Source organism: Paenibacillus sp. GCM10027627 (assembly GCF_042675505.1).
In the GTDB taxonomy this organism is placed as follows: Bacteria; Bacillota; Bacilli; order Paenibacillales; family Paenibacillaceae; genus Pristimantibacillus.
Genome location: NZ_JBHTHB010000004.1, coordinates 321570 through 339818 on the forward strand (window position 1 = coordinate 321570; position 18249 = coordinate 339818).

Below are 18249 nucleotides of genomic sequence, written 5' to 3' on the forward strand. Positions count from 1 at the left end.
CATTCCAGAGGAAAAAACTCGTCCTAGAAATCAACACCAATCGAGAAAAAAACAATCTGCTCAAAATATCAAAAAGAACCGTTAATCCAACTCCTCTCTTATACCTTCTCGGCCCTATTAACTCCTGCTCCTCCAAATTGTTAAATGAGCTTCTATTAAAAACTAATCCTATTTTAAACGAAGCAAATACCGACTCGGCTAGGGGACAACTTAACATTGATGACTTGCAATTAAACTCGTCCGTGTTAGTAGAAGCGTTAGGAGCCACTGGGGCGACTGGCGCGACTGGCGCGACCGGACCAACGGGAACTACTGGCGCAACAGGAAGACAAGGAGCAACTGGGGCAACTGGCGCGACTGGCAGTACCGGCACAACTGGGGCAACTGGCGCAACTGGTAGACAGGGAGCCACCGGTGTTACTGGGGCTACAGGCGATACAGGGGCTACGGGTGCGACTGGACCGCATGGCGCGACGGGGGCGACTGGGACTACTGGCAGTACAGGCGCCACTGGTGCGACCGGATCAACTGGAGCCACTGGCGCTACAGGTAGGCAAGGGGCAACTGGACCGACTGGTGATACTGGTATTGGTATAACTGGACCAACGGGGGCTAGGGGCTCGACAGGATCTACTGGGGCTACTGGCGCTACAGGAGCCACGGGAGCGACCGGAATAACCGGGGCTACTGGACCAATGGGAGCCACTGGTGCATCCGGAGCGACCGGACCAACAGGAGCTACTGGTGCAACGGGTGCTACAGGGGACATTGGACCGACGGGGTCAACTGGGGCTACTGGCAACACTGGACCAACCGGGACGACTGGCGATACCGGAGCCACTGGGGCTACTGGAGCTACTGGCAACACTGGACCAACCGGGTCGACCGGAGCTACTGGTGATACTGGATCAACCGGACCGATCGGTGCTACTGGTGATACTGGACCAACCGGGTCGACCGGAGCTACTGGTAACACTGGACCAACCGGACCAACCGGAGCTACCGGCGATACTGGACCAACCGGGCCGACCGGAGCTACTGGTGACACCGGACCAACTGGGCCAACCGGAGCTACTGGAGACATTGGACCAACTGGGCCGACCGGAGCTACTGGTGACACCGGACCAACTGGGCCAACCGGAGCTACTGGCAACACTGGACCGACCGGGCCAACCGGAGCTACTGGCGACATTGGACCAACTGGACCGACCGGGGCTACTGGTGATACCGGAGCCACTGGTGCGACTGGAGCTACTGGCAACACTGGACCAACCGGGTCGACCGGGGCTACTGGCGATACCGGGACCACTGGTCCGACTGGAGCTACTGGAGACACCGGACCAACTGGGCCGACCGGAGCTACTGGTGATACTGGACCAACCGGGACGACCGGAGCTACTGGGCCGACCGGGGCTACTGGCGATACCGGAGCCACTGGTGCGACTGGAGCTATTGGCAACACTGGACCAACCGGGCTCACCGGAGCTACTGGCGATACCGGGGCCACTGGTGCGACTGGAGCTACTGGCGACATTGGACCAACGGGAGCCACTGGCGTGACTGGAGCTACTGGTAATACTGGACCAACTGGGCCCACAGGAGCTACTGGCGATACCGGAGCCACTGGTGCGACAGGGGCTACTGGCGGCACTGGACCAACTGGGCCCACCGGGGCTACTGGCGATACCGGAGCTACTGGAGCTACCGGCAACTCTGGACCAACCGGGCCCACCGGGGCTACTGGCGATACCGGAGCTACAGGAGCTACCGGCAACTCTGGACCAACCGGGCCCACCGGGGCTACTGGCGATACCGGAGCCACTGGTGCAACTGGGGCTACTGGCGGCACTGGACCAACTGGGCCCACTGGAGCTACTGGCGATACCGGAGCCACTGGGGCGACTGGAAGTACTGGACCAACCGGGTCGACCGGAGCTACTGGAGACACCGGACCAACCGGAGCTACTGGCGACATTGGACCAACTGGACCGACTGGGGCGACTGGCGATACCGGAGCTACTGGGGCGACTGGAAATACTGGACCAACCGGTTCGACCGGAACTACTGGAGACACCGGACCAACTGGGCCGACCGGAGCTACTGGCAGCACTGGACCAACCGGGCCAACCGGAGCTACTGGCGATATTGGACCAACTGGAGCCACTGGCGTGACTGGAGCTACTGGCGACACCGGACCAACCGGGCAAACCGGAGCTACAGGCGACACTGGACCAACTGGACCCACCGGAGCTACTGGCGTGACTGGTGCGACTGGCAATACTGGACCAACCGGGTCGACTGGGGCTACTGGCGATACCGGAGCCACTGGTGCTACGGGGACTACTGGCGACACTGGACCAACTGGACCGACCGGGGCTACTGGCGATACCGGAGCAACTGGGGCGACTGGAGCTACTGGCAACACAGGACCAACCGGGTCGACCGGAGCTACTGGTGACACTGGACCAACTGGACCGACCGGAGCTACTGGAGACACTGGACCAACCGGGCCCACCGGAGCTACTGGCAACACTGGACCAACCGGGCCAACCGGAGCTACTGGCGATATTGGACCAACGGGAGCCACTGGCGTGACTGGAGCTACTGGTAACACTGGTGCGACTGGAGCGACTGGAGCGACTGGCAACACTGGACCAACCGGGCCCACCGGAGCTACTGGCGATACCGGGGCCACTGGTCCGACTGGAGCTACCGGCAACACTGGACCAACTGGACCAACGGGAGCCACTGGCGTAACTGGAGCTACTGGTAACACTGGACCAACCGGGTCGACCGGAGCTACTGGAGACACCGGACCAACTGGGCCCACCGGAGCTACTGGTAACACTGGACCAACCGGACCAACCGGAGCCACCGGCGATACCGGAGCCACTGGGCCGACTGGAGCTACTGGCGACACCGGACCAACTGGGCCGACCGGAGCTACTGGCAACACTGGACCAACCGGGCCCACCGGAGCTACTGGCGATACCGGAGCCACTGGTCCGACTGGACCAACGGGAGTCACTGGCGACATTGGACCAACTGGACTGACCGGAGCTACTGGCGATACCGGAGCAACTGGGGCGACTGGAGCTACTGGCAATACTGGACCAACCGGGTCGACCGGAGCTACTGGTGACACTGGACCAACCGGGCCCACCGGAGCTACTGGCGATACCGGGGCCACTGGTCCGACTGGAGCTACCGGCAACACTGGACCAACTGGACCAACGGGAGCCACTGGCGTAACTGGAGCTACTGGGCCGACCGGGGCGACTGGTGATACCGGAGCCACTGGTGCGACTGGAGCTACTGGCGGCACTGGACCAACCGGACCGACCGGAGCTACTGGAGACACTGGACCAACCGGGCCGACCGGAGCTACTGGCAACACTGGACCAACCGGGTCCACCGGAGCTACTGGCGATATTGGACCAACGGGAGCCACTGGCGTGACTGGAGCTACTGGCGACACCGGACCAACTGGGCCGACCGGAGCTACTGGTGATACTGGTGCGACTGGAGCGACTGGAGCGACTGGAGCTACTGGCAACACTGGACCAACCGGGCCCACCGGAGCTACTGGCGATACCGGGGCCACTGGTCCGACTGGAGCTACCGGCAACACTGGACCAACTGGACCAACGGGAGTCACTGGCGACATTGGACCAACTGGACCAACGGGAGCCACTGGCGTAACTGGAGCTACTGGTAACACTGGACCAACCGGGTCGACCGGAGCTACTGGAGACACCGGACCAACTGGGCCCACCGGAGCTACTGGTAACACTGGACCAACCGGACCAACCGGAGCCACCGGCGATACCGGAGCCACTGGGCCGACCGGAGCTACTGGTAACACTGGTGCGACTGGAGCTACTGGAGCTACTGGAGCTACTGGCAACACTGGACCAACCGGGCCCACCGGAGCTACTGGCGATACCGGAGCCACTGGTCCGACTGGACCAACGGGAGTCACTGGCGACATTGGACCAACTGGACCAACGGGAGCCACTGGCGTAACTGGAGCTACTGGTAACACTGGACCAACCGGGCCCACCGGGGCTACTGGCGATACCGGATCCACTGGGGCGACTGGAGCTACTGGCAACACTGGACCAACCGGGTCGACCGGAGCTACTGGTGACACTGGACCAACCGGGCCCACCGGGGCTACTGGCGATACCGGGGACACTGGTGCGACTGGAGCTACTGGCGATACCGGAGCCACTGGGGCGACGGGGGCTACTGGCAACACTGGACCGACCGGAGCTACTGGAGACACTGGACCAACCGGGCCGACTGGAGCTACTGGAGACACCGGACCAACTGGGCCCACCGGAGCTGCTGGCAACACTGGACCAACTGGGCCGACTGGAGCCACTGGCGATACCGGGACCACTGGTGCGACTGGAGCGACTGGTGGCACTGGGCCAACGGGGCCGACCGGAGCTACTGGCAACACTGGACCAACGGGGTCGACTGGAGCTACTGGCGACACTGGACCAACCGGGACCACCGGAGCTACTGGCGCGACCGGAGCCACTGGCAACACTGGACCAGTTGGGCCGACCGGAGCTACTGGGCCAACTGGAGCCACTGGCGATACCGGGGCCACTGGTGTGACTGGAGCGACTGGCAACACTGGACCAACTGGACCGGCCGGAGCTACTGGCGATACCGGAGCCACTGGTGCGACTGGGGCTACTGGCGGCACTGGACCAACTGGGCCCACTGGAGCGACTGGGCCGACCGGGGCGACTGGCGGCACTGGACCAACTGGGCCGACCGGCGATACCGGAGCCACTGGTGCGACTGGAGCTACTGGCAACACTGGACCAACCGGGCTCACCGGAGCTACTGGCGATACCGGGGCGACTGGCGGCACTGGACCAACTGGGCCAACCGGAGCTACTGGCGCGACTGGACCAACGGGAGCCACTGGCGTTACCGGAGCCACCGGACCAACAGGAGACATCGGACCGATTGGACCAACCGGGCCAACCGGGGCCACTGGCAATACTGGAGCCACTGGACCAACAGGGCCGACCGGAGCTACTGGAGCTACAGGGGCTACAGGAGCCACGGGACTGACTGGCAATACCGGAGCAACCGGGGCAACTGGCGCTACCGGAGCGACGGGCAATACCGGTCCGACTGGACCGACTGGAAACACAGGAACCACTGGCGCGACGGGTACAACGGGCGCGACTGGTGCAACTGGGACGACTGGCGCAACCGGCGCTACAGGAGCTACGGGGGCTACAGGGGCAACCGGACCAACTGGTTCAAACTTTGCTTCAACTGGCTTTTCCGGCAGAATCAATTCAGTTTCGGTGTCGGCCGATACTCAGCTCGCTAACTGGACCATAACAAGCCCGTATTACGGCGATCCAAGCTTCAATGCCACAACAGGCGTGTTTACCGCTCCGAACACTGGCCGCTATTCAATTAAAGCAACCATTAACTATACGACAACCGCTGTCATATCGGTAGCACTTGGAGCTGCAATCTTCCCTTCATTCAGGGTTAGAAGAACCTCGCCTACAACAACAGACCTCATAACCGGCGTTTTTCCAATTTTAAACGTCAACATCGCTTTACTTTTGAGCCTACGGACTATATTGGGCAGCGGCAATATTACACTCGCAGGCGATGTGAGCTTAAATGCAGGGGACACGATAGCGTTGGTCTATGTCACTAACGGTTTAACGATCGGTTTAAATCTAGGGGGAACAAACGGAGAAGGTATCGTCTGGTCTATTCATCAAATTGCTTAAAAAAGGGCGCTCTTCCAAAGCCATTGGCTAACGAAGAGCGCCTTTCTTCCTATTTATCATTTTAAAATTCCAGCTTTATTTTAAACAAAACCTTGATCGCATCATTTTCAAAATTTACATTTTCTACCGATACCAACTCTCCCGTAGGCAGCTCAAGCGGTATCGATAAAGTATCGATCATACTAGTAGGAAGACCAATTCCTTTGAGATGGAGAGATTCCGGCTTTAAAACCAAATTTGGTTCCTGCCACTCCATTCGGTACTCCACTTTAACCTCCGCCGGTATACGATCTCTATACGTAATATTCAAATCGGCAAGCAGTCTGTCCCCCTCCAATTGAAATTCCGCGCCATCGAGCAATACGTTTTTGGCTATGTCCCGCTTCAAATGTTTTTTGATCAAATCGTTCACTTCCGGCTCCGTCAATACCAGCTCAGGCTTAAAGGAATGAATCATCTCCATCGCCTTGTGTCCCACATCAATAGGTCGGTATTGCAAATCAAGCGGCTTGTCCGGTTTGATATACGAAAGCAGCCACCAAGCGCCGCCTCCCGCAAGCACTAGCAATACGAGCAGCGTGATGCACAGTCTTTTTAAAAGCTTTCCCACTACTTCTCCCTCTCCTCTCATCTTTCAAATCCATTTATATTTTCATTTCCGCGCCTTCATTCTGCCTCTTCTAATGGTATAATGAATCCACTTATTCATACAAGTCACAGGGATGCCCTGGAAGGATGATCGTTTATGAATTATCAAAATGAAGACCATTTTCGAATCGGTCTCGAAGAAATCGTGCAGGCGCAAATGCATCTGAAAGATGTCATTTCCCGCACCCCTCTTCAATATAATCGCGTTTTGTCGGAACGCTATCAATGCCAAGTATGGCTCAAAAGAGAGGACCTTCAAGTGGTTCGATCGTTTAAAATAAGAGGCGCCTACCATTTGATGCGCTCGCTGTCCCCGGATGAAACGGCAAAAGGCGTTGTATGCGCAAGTGCGGGCAATCACGCTCAAGGCGTCGCGTACTCCTGCCAAACACTAGGCATTCACGGGAAAATCTATATGCCAAGCACAACTCCCCGGCAAAAGGTAAAGCAAGTTTCCTTCTTCGGCGGAGACAAAGTGGAAGTGGTGCTTACGGGCGATACGTTTGACGACGCATATGCCGAAGCGATTAAGGAAAGTGAAAGAAATGGCATGGCTTTCATTCATCCCTTTGACGATCGCAAAATTATTGCAGGCAACGGAACGGTTGGCCAAGAACTAATGGAAAAAGCGGATTCTGCTCCCGATTACATATTTGTAACCGTTGGAGGAGGCGGGCTGGCCGCTGGCGTCGCTTCTTACATTAAAATTGTCGCTCCGCAATCCAAGATCATTGGAGTCGAGCCCGAGGGCGCCCCATCGCTTCGCGCTTCCTTAGACGCTGGGCATGTCGTGCCGCTTGAGCAGATCGAAAAATTTGTAGACGGAGCGGCCGTTAAACGGATCGGCGATTTGACGTTCTCCATTTGCCGCGATCTATTGGACGATGTCGTGACGGTACCGGAGGGCAAAGTTTGCACCACTCTTCTCGACCTGTATAACGAAAACGCCATCGTCGCGGAGCCGGCAGGCGCGCTTCCTATTGCAGCACTGGACGCCTACCGCGATCAGATCATGGGCAAAACGGTTGTTTGTGTCGTTAGCGGAGGCAACAATGATGTGGACCGCATGCAGGAAATTAAAGAGCGTTCTTTGATTTATGAGGGGTACAAGCACTATTTTATGGTCAGCTTCCCTCAGCGCGCAGGCGCATTGCGTGAATTTCTCGATCAGGTGCTAGGCCCGAACGACGATATTACGCGTTTTGAGTATACGAAAAAATCGAACAAGGACAACGGGCCAGCTCTTGTCGGCATCGAACTGAAGCACCGGGAAGATTATGCACCGTTAGTCGACCGAATGAGCAAAAAAGGATTCCAGTTTCTTGAGCTTAATAAAGATCCTGTCTTGTTCAATTTGCTTATTTAACGGCAAACCTTATAGAACTCGGCGTTTGACGCCCTCTCCCCGCCAACGAGCGCGGATCTTTCGAGGGTGTTTCAAACGCCTTTTTTATTGCAAATTTACAAAAACACAATCACTCCCCGCAGCCACCCCGTCATATGTATCACCTATATAGCCATACACTTTAGTAGCAAGGACAAACAATCGGCCCCATTTGTAAAAAGCTGTGCATCCTTTTCATCAATTCATTGGATATTACAATCGGGATACAAAAATAATAAAAAGGATTATCCATTTAGACTTGTTGTCAGGAGGTGTAAGATGCATTTCCATTCTTCGAACCGCGGGGTCAAGCTGCTCATCTTGTACGCTTCATATGGCGACGGGCATTATCAAGCCGCGAAAGCCATTCGGGACGCCTGTCAGTCGAACGGCAGCCACGAAGCCGTCCTCTACGATTTAATGGCGGAATCACATCCTTGGTTGAACGAGATGACGCGCCGCTTCTATATTCGCAGTTACACGCACATGCCGTTTCTTTATGGCTGGATGTACGACTTGACCCGGCCAATGAAACACGACTCGTTGTTCGGGAACTGGCTTCATTCCTTTGGACGACAGAAGATCACGCAAATCATGAACCGGGAGAAGCCGGATGCCGTCGTCTATACGTTCCCTTTTTATGCGCTTCGTACAAACGACATTAGAAAAAATCCGCGCATCCCTTCTTATACCGTCATAACCGATTTTGATTTACACAGACGGTGGATTCATCCAGATATCGATCGGTATTATGTCGCCACACAAGATTTAAGCAGCGAGCTCTGCCGGCACGGAATCCGAAGCCATCAAGTCCAAGCAACCGGCATCCCGCTCAAAAAAGGGTTTGAGACAACGCCGGTTACCGAAGAGCTATATGCGAAGTACGGCCTTCTGCCCCATTTGCCTACGATTCTAATCATGGCTGGAGCGCAAGGAGTGCTGCCTAATGTCACACAAATATGCAAGCGGCTGCTGCAAGAATCGCCTGTGCAAATTGTGCTGGTATGCGGCCGCAATCGTCAATTGAAGGAGTCTATCCTAAATCGGTTCGCTTCGGCTGATTTAACCTCTGTTTCTTCGAGGCTTCATCCATTCGGCTTTGTTGAGGAAATTCACGAGTTAATGTCATTGGCCGACTGTCTCATAACAAAACCGGGCGGCATTACTTTGGCCGAAGCGATCGCAGCGGAGCTGCCAACGTTCATCTATCGGCCGGTACCCGGTCAGGAAAGGCACAACGCCCTGTATTTGCAGTCCAAAGGAGCCGCTTTTGTCGCAAGCCGTATTAATCCGCTTATTGAAGGCTTGCTTCAGCTTGTTAACGATCCGCTGAGACTGGACGATTGCCGCAAGCAAATACGTCAGTTGCAAGCCGCTCCTCCTTACGGTCCTGCGGGATCAGCCGAACAAATTGTCGAGGATATTTTATCGAGCCTGTCGTTAAGCCGCCAAGCTTCACGTTTGTAAATACGTCCACAAAGGGGTTTCATCGTGCGCATACGTCTAGGCATGTGGATGGAAGCGGACATCAAGCTGCTCGCCATCGTTTTGTTTATCGTCGAATTTGTTAGAGGCGCCGTCTTGGTCAGCTTGCTTCCCATCTATGGCGCGAAGACGCTCGGCCTCACTCCTGATGTTATCGGGGTTGCCATTTCCGCACATTACGTCACAGATACCGCGCTAAAAATTGTTATCGGCTATCTGCTCGACCGGTTTTCGCAAAAGCTTGTCGTACTGATCAGCTTGCTCATTGCGCTGTCGGGCGTTTATGCTCTTCAATTCGCCCACTTGCCATGGATGTTCATTGCGGCCGCTGCTTGGTATGGAATCGGGATGTCGCCGATTTGGATTGTATGCCTAACCAAAGTGTCGGAAGAAAACCGGGCTACACAAATGGGCTATTTGTACACGATCTGGCTGTTTGGACTTGGGAGCGGTCCAATTGTGTGCAATATTCTGCTCGACTACAGTACGACGAACACCTATTGGCTGCTTTTAGCACTTTCAGCAGCGGCTTGCGTTCTATCCTTCTTTATCCGCGGCGGCAAAACCGTCTCTGTTATGCGAATACCGCTTAAAGAACAGATAGCCGCATTGCGGGAGAGACTGAGTCAAATGAAGTTCATACTGCCCGGCATGATTCTTCAAACCACTGGAGCCAGCATGCTTCTCCCCATTCTACCCACCTTCGCCAGCCATGAGCTTGGGCTAACCGGAGCACAGTACTCCATCTTACTAACAGCGGGAGGTTTATGCGCCGTAGCCGGGCTTATTCCCATGGGCAAACTAGCCGACAAGCTTGGCGGCAAACGATGGTTTCTAGCGCTTGGATTTGCCTGTTTTTCGGCAGGATTGTATATATTGGCATGGGGGCTTTCGTTCTGGTATTGTTTAGTTATAGCAGTACTGCTTGGATTATCGTACGCAGCCGTACTTCCGACCTGGAATGCCTTGCTCGCCACCTACGTCCCTCCGAAACAAGAAGGGGTCGGCTGGGGCTTGCTGTCCACTTTTGAAGGCATCGGGGTTATGATCGGCCCTATATTGGGCGGAGTGATAGCGCTATGGGGCGGAGAGCCGGCTGTCTTTTGGACAAGTGCCATTCTATTTGGCTTGATCGGCCTGTTTTATTCCATATTAATGAAGAGCGGGGTTAATTGAAGTATGGCGAATTGGCAAGATTGGATGGAAAACATTAGAAACATGGATATCGACAGCATACAAAAAACGCTGGAAAGCTATTCCGAATTCGGACCGCTCCCCGGCATACTTCTGCCTTTTATCGAATCCTTTCTCCCTTTTCTGCCGCTCATTCTCATCATTGCGGCGAATGCCAATATTTACGGGCTGGGATTCGGCTTCCTCTTTTCCTGGGTTGGAGTTACGCTTGGTGCGGTCACCGTTTTTTGGCTATGCCGGACTTTAGGACGAAATGTAAAAGACCGATTGATGCGGCGGTTTCCGAAGTCGGAACGGTTCTTCAACTGGGTAGAGAAAAAAGGATTTACCCCTTTATTCCTGCTGGCCTGCTTTCCGTTTACTCCGTCTGTCGTCATTACGGTCATTTCCGGACTTAGCAAAGTTCCGTTCCGTACTTTCCTGCTGGCAACGATCCTTGGAAAAGCAGTGATGATCTTTGTCATTTCGCTGATCAGCTTTGATATCGGAAATTTGGTGGATGAGCCTTGGCGCATCTTTGTCTCCATCACAGCCGTTTTGGTCATGTGGTTCGGGGGCAAACGGCTCGAAAGCCGCTATCAAGTTAACGGATAAGGGGGGATGGCATGGAGCTTACTGTCCTTTTGAAAGGGACGCCCCCTTTGAATGCATGGATCGATATTGGAGCGACTACCCTCGTCCTGCTGCTGGCAGGAGCTCTGCTTGGCGCCATGTTTCTATTTATTAAAATCTCCACCGACGATTCCGACAAACATAAAATTTTAAAGGAAATGGTGGAAGCTTTGTTCAATACTCCCGCCCATCTGCGAAGCGGACAGGACACTTCGGGCAGCGGGAATTCTGAGGATCCCGTCTCCCCGGGAGCTTTAGAGTTTAACGGAAAAACTTCCTCCCCCGCCTTTGTTGAACCATGCCCCGCTTGCGGGCACGAGGTGAACGAGCGGGATAACGTCTGCCCTTCCTGTGAGCTTAGGTTGTTGTAAAAGATCATCGAACTCATATCTTTCCTTGTCCTGTGGAATACTAATGCCGATCTTCTGAACCTTAGGGATCATATATCCTGCAAAGGAGCGACCGCCCATGTCAGGCAAACATCCATCCGAACGTCAAAGGGCCGCTAGTGTGGCGCAATCCAAAGCCGATCGCAACCTTGCGAGCAAAGAACAAGCAAGCCAGCAACAATCGGAATCCGATCGCGCAGCTGTGCCTAAGCACGGATTATAGGAACTATTAGTCGACGAAGACACCTTTTAGGAGGGTACGGGCATTATGAGCCATTCAAATCATGAACCACGCATGAACCCTATTTCTGGCGAATCCGTTGAGTCCGACGGGGTTTACCGCAACGAATGGGGACGCGACGAGAAGCTTGAAAGAGGAGACGTCTTCCCGGCGGACCCTATGCTCGGAACGACGGAGTGGAAGCAGGTTGAGCTCGAATTCGACAATCATCATGAAGGCCGTACTGACCCGAGGCTTACGCCGCATGATGACGACGACAATCCAGAAGCTCACATGCAGCATCCCAGACGCCATACAACAAGCAACAAAGATCAGGACTAGGCGCCATCATTCAAAAAGCGAAAGGATATTCGTTTCACGATATCCCTTCGCTTTTTTCAAGTCATGTTAAGTTAAGGAGCGTCTTTCAGGAGCAGCTCAGTTTTTGCCACCTCTACCCCATTGACCCATAGCGTAAAAACATGAACGCCTCCATAATGTTTGCGTGTAGTCAAATCCGCAAAACGATGAATCCGATTATGTTCCGCAATCCCACCGGGCATATACTCGCGATCCGACAGCAAAAACCTCTTCAAGGAAGTTTTGCCTCCCGATTTAACAAAATCGATGCCATATTCTATCCTCAGCTTGAGCGGCTCCGCATTCTCGGAATCAGCAGCACCCGCTAGACGGATAGAATATCGAAACGGAACATCTCCCCCAATAGCTACCTCTTCCTTGGATAAATCCAATGATGCCTCAGCGACAAGAGACTGAGCCCCTGTTCCCTCGTTATGCGCGGTATAGCCAAACAGCGCCATTACCCTTGGTTCCGCACGCTTGATCAACGAACGGCAGGCATGCCTAATAATCCAATCCGTGTGTGGATGATGGCCTTTCCATTTCTCAGCTAGTTCCATTACCAATTCAGGATGATCTTTGGCCATATCGTTCAAATGGTTGGCTACGCTCTTGCGAACATAAAGGGAAGAATCGGCCTTCAGCTTGTCCAAAAGTGGCAGCATAGGCGATGGGTCCCGCTTAAACACCGGAAGAGCTTGCCCCCAGGGCAAACGCGGTCGCGAACCTTCGCTGGACAGTCTCCGTACATGTTCATTTTCATCGCTCGCCCACTCCAGCAATTGCGGAATCATCCGTTCAGTATGCTCCAATATAAACGGCCTTACGGCAAACTCCGACGAAGAACGCCGTGTAAAACGAGCCAATGCCTCCATAGAGAGCGCCCAATGCTCCTCTTCTCTTCCATACACCTCTACAAAGTCCGGAAAAAACAAATAAGGAAAACCGACACATTGCTCGTCGATCCCATACAAAATATGCAGCGCGCTTTCGTAATCTGAAGGCAGCTCCGCGCCAAGCGACTCCGCTATTCGCCGGATGCGCGGCTTCAGCTCCAGCGCATGCCAGTCCTCTTTTCTGGCGCGCGCTACAAACGCTGATGCGTCAAACCCGCTCCATGCTCCCTTCACAAGGGCTCCAAATTGCTCAAGAAATGCGCCGTCGTACATATTTTTAAGCGGCTCCGCCATCTCCATCCTCCTTCGTCCCCACATTAGGAACATATGTTTGCTTAATAGAGATATAACATGAAACCCGCTTTATTTCAACCTGTCGTTACGCTCGTTGAGGGACTAGAGCCAGCTTGCTTACAATCGGACAACGATAGGGCAGCTGTACAGTAAACGTTGTTCCCACGCCCGGCTCGCTTTCTGCGACAATATGCCCTTCATGGTTGTTTATAATTTTGTAAGTGACCATTAAGCCAAGGCCTGTCCCTTTATCTTTGGTCGTATAAAAAGGCTGGCCGATCTTGGACAACTGCTCGCGCGGAATGCCAACGCCCTCATCTTGAATGCGGACACTGACCGTTTCGTTATCTTTCAAAGACAGCTTAATGGTGACGACTCCACCCTCCTGCATCGATTCAATTGCATTTTTTATAAGATTAATAAACACCTGCTTCAATTGGCTCTCTACCCCCAGCACCCATGTTGGATGGCTGTGCGTTTCACAGTCCATTCGCACATTAAACTGCTTGGCATGCGAGTCGAGATGGCCTACCGATTCATGAATCAATTCCCGCAAATCGATATGGGAGTATTCATACACTTGCGGCTTGGAGAGCATGAGCAGCTCGCTAATGATGGTTTCTATTCGGACAAGCTCAGACTTCATAATGGAGTAGTAGTGATTATTGTGTATTTTCCCTGAGGCGATTAGCTGCATAAATCCTTTTAGCGAGGTGAGCGGATTACGGATCTCATGCGCAATGCCTGCCGCGAGCTGGCCTGCAATCGACAGTTTTTCGGCATTGATCAGCAGCTCTTCGTTTTTTTTCCGCTCGGTAATATCGCGGATAATGACTTGCTCCAGAGGCGCCCCATAAAAAGAAGCTCTGACTCTAACCAGCTCCGTATAGACCAGTTTCCCTTGAAGTGTCCTCCAAAGCAGCTCAACCGGCTTTACCAGCTGCCCTCCTTCAGACCATTCGGATTCAAGCCACTCCGAAATGCAGGGATGATGTTTCGGGTCAAGCAGCTCGAATACGCTGTTTCCAATCAGCTCTTTTTCGTTCGACGCCTCAAACAATTGCAGGCCGGAAGGGTTCAAATACTCCCATCTGCCCTCTTTGATTAATGCGATAGTATCCATGGAGTTTTCGACCAGCAGCTTGTATCTCTCGTCGATCGCCGCATACTTTCGAATGCTGAACCACGCGGTGAGACTAAAGCTAATAATGAGCAAAGTGGTCATGCATAGAATAAAAGCCAGTAGAAGCAAATATTTGTTAAAAAGCTCCGTCGTCAAAATATCCCGGTATTCTACGGTAATGGCATACAATCCGAGCTGATGCATCGATACGCTCGCGATTCCTACTACGAGGCTTCCTAACGTTTTGTAAAACGGAGGTTTTTTTCGAAGCATAATAAGTGCTGTATAAGTGCCTGTAAAGCTTGTAGCCAACGAAAGGGCAAGCATGAGAAAATTAACGGAGAAAGTGTGAATGGCGTTGGATAAGATCGATGTATATGGAAGCAATATAGCAGCGCATGCCATCAGGAAGGCGGCAATTCCTTCGGAAACCCGCGATGGTTTAGGGCTGCGGTATAAGATAAGAAGCCCGGTGAGAGTCATTAAAGAACATACGCCAAAGTTGGCCAGCATGCTCCAATCGACGATCAGCATATAATCCGAAGCCAGCAGCGAGACGATATGCATCGTCCAAAGTCCAAGGCTGAATACAATCGAGGCACCGAGTAGCGATTGGATGGAGGGGCGGTTCACTGTAGGTTTACCATGGTCGATCATGCTCATCATCGTAAATGAAGCGTAACTGATCATGATAAAAGAAAGCAGCAGGTAGTAAGGGTTACCGTACAATAGCGGGTGGATCATTACGCTCCTCCTGTACTTTTGGATAATCTTACATTTAAAGTGAATTCGACAAATTTCCATAATATCCTTTTCGTTTCGCCCGGCCCATGGCGCTTTTTGTTGAAAAATAACCGCGCTCATTTTCCGAAAGACTTGAAATTACAGATTAGCAGTGCTAGATTTGGTTCATACTAAAACAACAAGAGTAGTACAGGAAAGAAACGGAGGCTTTTTAAATGAAAATTTTAAACGAATTTAAAGAATTCGCCATGCGCGGCAATGTTGTCGATTTGGCCGTGGGCGTTATTATCGGAGGAGCATTTGGCAAAATCGTAACTTCGCTGGTTAATGACATCATCATGCCGCCTATCGGCAAACTGCTTAACGGAGTAAATTTTGCCGATTTGAAAATCCCTCTAGTAGACGTAAGCACGCTAAAAGACCAAGCGGCGATCGACGCGGCCCCCTATATTAAATACGGAGCTTTTATTAACGCCCTGCTCGACTTTATTATCGTAGCGTTCTGTATTTTCTTGATGGTCAAAGGCATCAACACTTTGCGTCGCAAAAAGGAAGAGCCTGCCCCGGAAAAGGCTCCCGAGGAAAAGGAATGTCCTTACTGCTTGTCGCAAGTGCCCGTGAAGGCGACTCGCTGCAAGCACTGCACATCCCAATTGGAAGAAACCGTTCATGCCTGAGGAACGCTTCGATATTTATGACGAGCATATGAATCCGATTGGAACGGCAACAAGGTCCGAAACGCATGCAAACGGATATTGGCATCGTTCCTTTCACTGCTGGCTCACCCGCGACGACGGGGATAAGCGTTATGTATGGTTTCAACTGCGCCAGCTCAGCAAAGATACCAATCCCGGCTGTTACGATATTACGGTAGCCGGCCATCTTGCTGCCGGTGAAACGGTAATGGACGCCTCTCGCGAGCTGGAGGAGGAAATCGGCGTCGCCGCCTCCTTTGAAGAGCTTGTGCCGCTTGGACAAATCCGTGAGGAAGACAGCGGCATGGCGGGCGGGACACCTTATATCGACAGGGAAGTAAGCGATGTATTTGCCCTTCGTTATCCCTATCCGCTGGATACTTTGCGCCTGCAGCAAGATGAAGTGGCCGGTGTTTTCGAAGCGGAAATCGCCGAACTTCTCTCCCTGTTTGAGGGGGAGCGAGCAGAGCTTTCCGTCCAAGGCGTTGAACTGGTGAAAAACGGCCATGGTCGACTTAAACCCGCCACCCGTACCATCCGGGCAAATGAGTTTGTTCCACGAGATGAAGTCTATTACAAAATGATTTGCCATAAGCTGATGACTCTTGAATAAGAAGAAGAACAAAGCCCGGACTGTCGCTCGCAGTCCGGGTTTTGTTTTGTACACTTGTCCGGATATTAATAAAATCTGTTTCCAAAAAAGCCTCCACAACAGAAACCGCGATGATGATGCAAGCTTCTTACGCAAATGTCAAATGAAATGACGGCCGAACCTCTGCCGAAGCTGCAGCAAATTTTGACGCAGTCAAAACCCGGCTTTTTGAAGAAATGAATCGCTCTGCAGCGCCAGTCGAATATTTCGTTGACGGTTCTGTGATCGCATCGGCGGATAGCCTCGACGAGTCTACGGGCTTCGCACCGTTTGCGCAGCTTTGCAAACTTTTTGCTTAAATCGATCCCGGCTTCTTGAATTCCTTCCACTGCAAAATCTTCTCTTCTATGATGACGACGATGGTGATGTTTGCGGTGTTTGCGGCGGCGATGGAATTCTCCAGCCACTTCCCCTACTCTTCTTTCACTTTTAAAATGGTAGTTAGCAGACATATCGCTCCTCCTCTCTATTCGCGTCTACTCTATTGTATGCTTGTATTAGAGAGAGGTATGGGTAGATCAAGAGCGGCAAATGCTGAAATTGAAACAAGCTGTAGTGGCATTGAACATACGGTTGCAAAGCAAAAGCGAGACGTCCGCAAAGGAACATCCCGCTTGGGCAAGCATGCTATTTTTCGTTCAGATTGTCAGTTAAGTATTGAATAATGCCATCCTCGGAATCCTGCGAGTATTCCCAAACCATAGCGCCGGCCAGGTTTTTCTTTTTGATATAGTCCACTTTAGCCCCGACCGCTTCCAAATCCTCATAGCTGATAAAAATATCGCCATTGTACAAATAAGCCGCCTTCGCATCTTCGTCAAAATAACGTTTAAAGCCCTTTTTGTCCAAATAATCTTTTTCAATCGTTTTGTAGCTCAAATCTTTTTTGACGATATCGATCGGCTTGCCTTTTTCGAACAGGCCGCCTTCCTTGCTCTTTACCCCGGACCAGCCGTAGGAATAAGCGGGGATGCCGAGCAACAGCTTTTTGCTGTCGATGCCAATATCCAAATATTGATTAATAATGCCGTCTATGCTGAGCTGCGATTTCTTCTCCTTATCTAAATACAAGTTGGCATTATAGCCAGTCGTATCCGACCATCTTCCTGTCAGGTCATAGCTCATCACGTTGATAAAGTCGACGTACTTCTCTACCTTTTTGAGCTCCACCTTTTCAAAATACCAATCTTGGGTGCCCGCGGCAAAAGTAAGAATATACTTTTTGTTGCCTTTGTGAGGCAGCAGATTCAATCTCTCGCGCAGCTCTCTCATCAAGCTTGTAAAATTGACTGTATCCTTAGGGCTCGCCTTTACTGTGCCCCAAGCGTCGAAGGCTGGAAACTCCCAGTCAATATCGACGCCGTCGAGGTCAAGCTCCTTCACCATTTCAACAATGCTTGTTGTAAAAAGATAGCGGTTGCCGTCCAGCGAAGCGTCGGAGAACCCGTCGACCCCGTAGCCCCCGACTGCCAACACCATCTTGGTATCGGGATTGTTCGCTTTAAGCTGCTTAATATTGTTTTTAATTTCCTCGTTGCCCTTCTCCGTTTCGTGGAAATAAAGGCTTGTCCCTTTTATTTTGGCAAAAGCGACAAAGGCGATATCGACGCCCTTCTCCGAAAGCTTCACTTCCTTCGGATCGCGCCACGCTTCAATGTAAACCGTCGTGACTCTGCGCTCTTCCTTGTTCACGCTTTGAAAGTAATAAATGCCGAGTCCAATCAGCAATACGGCTACGATTATTTTGGTCCATGCATTTATTTTGATTGC

Annotated in this window: 15 protein-coding genes; 10 read left to right on the forward strand and 5 right to left on the reverse strand. The window is 52.6% G+C overall.

From position 1 onward, the window contains the following. Nucleotides 1–224: 224 nt before the first annotated feature. Nucleotides 225–5783: a beta strand repeat-containing protein gene (locus tag ACFQZE_RS16110; protein ID WP_379358771.1), complete on the forward strand. Its 5559-nt coding sequence runs from the start codon at nt 225–227 to the stop codon at nt 5781–5783. A 61-nt stretch (nt 5784–5844) separates the two neighbouring features. Here the strand turns inward: ACFQZE_RS16110 and ACFQZE_RS16115 are convergent, their stop codons facing one another. Continuing rightward, complete coding sequence (locus tag ACFQZE_RS16115) at nt 5845–6393, reverse strand: hypothetical protein (RefSeq protein WP_379358773.1); 549 nt, start codon at nt 6391–6393, stop codon at nt 5845–5847. A gap of 135 nt (nt 6394–6528) precedes the next feature. Here ACFQZE_RS16115 and ilvA point away from each other — a divergent pair, with 135 nt between their 5' ends. From ilvA to ACFQZE_RS16150, 7 genes are all read left to right on the forward strand, one after another. Next, complete coding sequence (ilvA, locus tag ACFQZE_RS16120) at nt 6529–7797, forward strand: threonine ammonia-lyase IlvA (protein ID WP_379358775.1); 1269 nt, start codon at nt 6529–6531, stop codon at nt 7795–7797. A 297-nt stretch (nt 7798–8094) separates the two neighbouring features. Next, on the forward strand, nt 8095–9282 hold the full coding sequence (locus tag ACFQZE_RS16125) for an MGDG synthase family glycosyltransferase (RefSeq protein ID WP_379358777.1): 1188 nt from the start codon (nt 8095–8097) through the stop codon (nt 9280–9282). A 24-nt stretch (nt 9283–9306) separates the two neighbouring features. After that, nucleotides 9307–10476 carry an MFS transporter gene (locus tag ACFQZE_RS16130; RefSeq protein ID WP_379358779.1) on the forward strand — a complete coding sequence of 390 codons (1170 nt, stop codon included), beginning with the start codon at nt 9307–9309 and terminating at the stop codon, nt 10474–10476. A 3-nt stretch (nt 10477–10479) separates the two neighbouring features. Continuing rightward, nucleotides 10480–11088 carry a TVP38/TMEM64 family protein gene (locus tag ACFQZE_RS16135; protein WP_379358781.1) on the forward strand — a complete coding sequence of 203 codons (609 nt, stop codon included), beginning with the start codon at nt 10480–10482 and terminating at the stop codon, nt 11086–11088. An 11-nt stretch (nt 11089–11099) separates the two neighbouring features. Further along, a complete protein-coding gene (locus tag ACFQZE_RS16140) occupies nt 11100–11477 on the forward strand; it encodes a zinc ribbon domain-containing protein (protein WP_379358783.1) in 378 nt (125 codons plus the stop codon). A 97-nt stretch (nt 11478–11574) separates the two neighbouring features. Then, complete coding sequence (locus ACFQZE_RS16145) at nt 11575–11718, forward strand: hypothetical protein (RefSeq protein ID WP_379358785.1); 144 nt, start codon at nt 11575–11577, stop codon at nt 11716–11718. A gap of 45 nt (nt 11719–11763) precedes the next feature. Then, nucleotides 11764–12057: a transposase gene (locus ACFQZE_RS16150; protein WP_379358787.1), complete on the forward strand. Its 294-nt coding sequence runs from the start codon at nt 11764–11766 to the stop codon at nt 12055–12057. Between the two features lie 71 nt (nt 12058–12128). Here ACFQZE_RS16150 and ACFQZE_RS16155 read toward each other — a convergent pair whose 3' ends face one another. Continuing rightward, nucleotides 12129–13265 (reverse strand): DNA alkylation repair protein, encoded by a 1137-nt coding sequence (locus ACFQZE_RS16155; RefSeq protein ID WP_379358789.1) that lies wholly within the window; start codon nt 13263–13265, stop codon nt 12129–12131. Nucleotides 13266–13350: 85 nt separating this feature from the next. Next, nucleotides 13351–15132 carry an ATP-binding protein gene (locus tag ACFQZE_RS16160; protein WP_379358791.1) on the reverse strand — a complete coding sequence of 594 codons (1782 nt, stop codon included), beginning with the start codon at nt 15130–15132 and terminating at the stop codon, nt 13351–13353. Nucleotides 15133–15347: 215 nt separating this feature from the next. On the opposite strand from ACFQZE_RS16160, the gene mscL reads away from it, so the two are divergent. Next, nucleotides 15348–15809 carry a large-conductance mechanosensitive channel protein MscL gene (gene mscL, locus ACFQZE_RS16165; protein ID WP_379358793.1) on the forward strand — a complete coding sequence of 154 codons (462 nt, stop codon included), beginning with the start codon at nt 15348–15350 and terminating at the stop codon, nt 15807–15809. Beyond that, the gene (locus tag ACFQZE_RS16170) at nt 15802–16440 is read left to right on the forward strand and encodes an NUDIX hydrolase (RefSeq protein WP_379358795.1); all 639 of its coding nucleotides are present in this window, start codon (nt 15802–15804) and stop codon (nt 16438–16440) included. Before mscL ends, ACFQZE_RS16170 begins: the two co-directional genes overlap by 8 nt. Before the next feature lie 65 nt (nt 16441–16505). Here the strand turns inward: ACFQZE_RS16170 and ACFQZE_RS16175 are convergent, their stop codons facing one another. Together ACFQZE_RS16175 and ACFQZE_RS16180 are read right to left on the reverse strand one after the other, a co-directional pair. Next, entirely contained in the window at nt 16506–16931 is a 426-nt protein-coding gene (locus ACFQZE_RS16175) for a hypothetical protein (protein WP_379358797.1), read from the reverse strand. Nucleotides 16932–17106: 175 nt separating this feature from the next. Continuing rightward, a complete protein-coding gene (locus tag ACFQZE_RS16180) occupies nt 17107–18246 on the reverse strand; it encodes a glycoside hydrolase family 18 protein (RefSeq protein ID WP_379359285.1) in 1140 nt (379 codons plus the stop codon). Between the last annotated feature and the right edge of the window lie 3 nt (nt 18247–18249).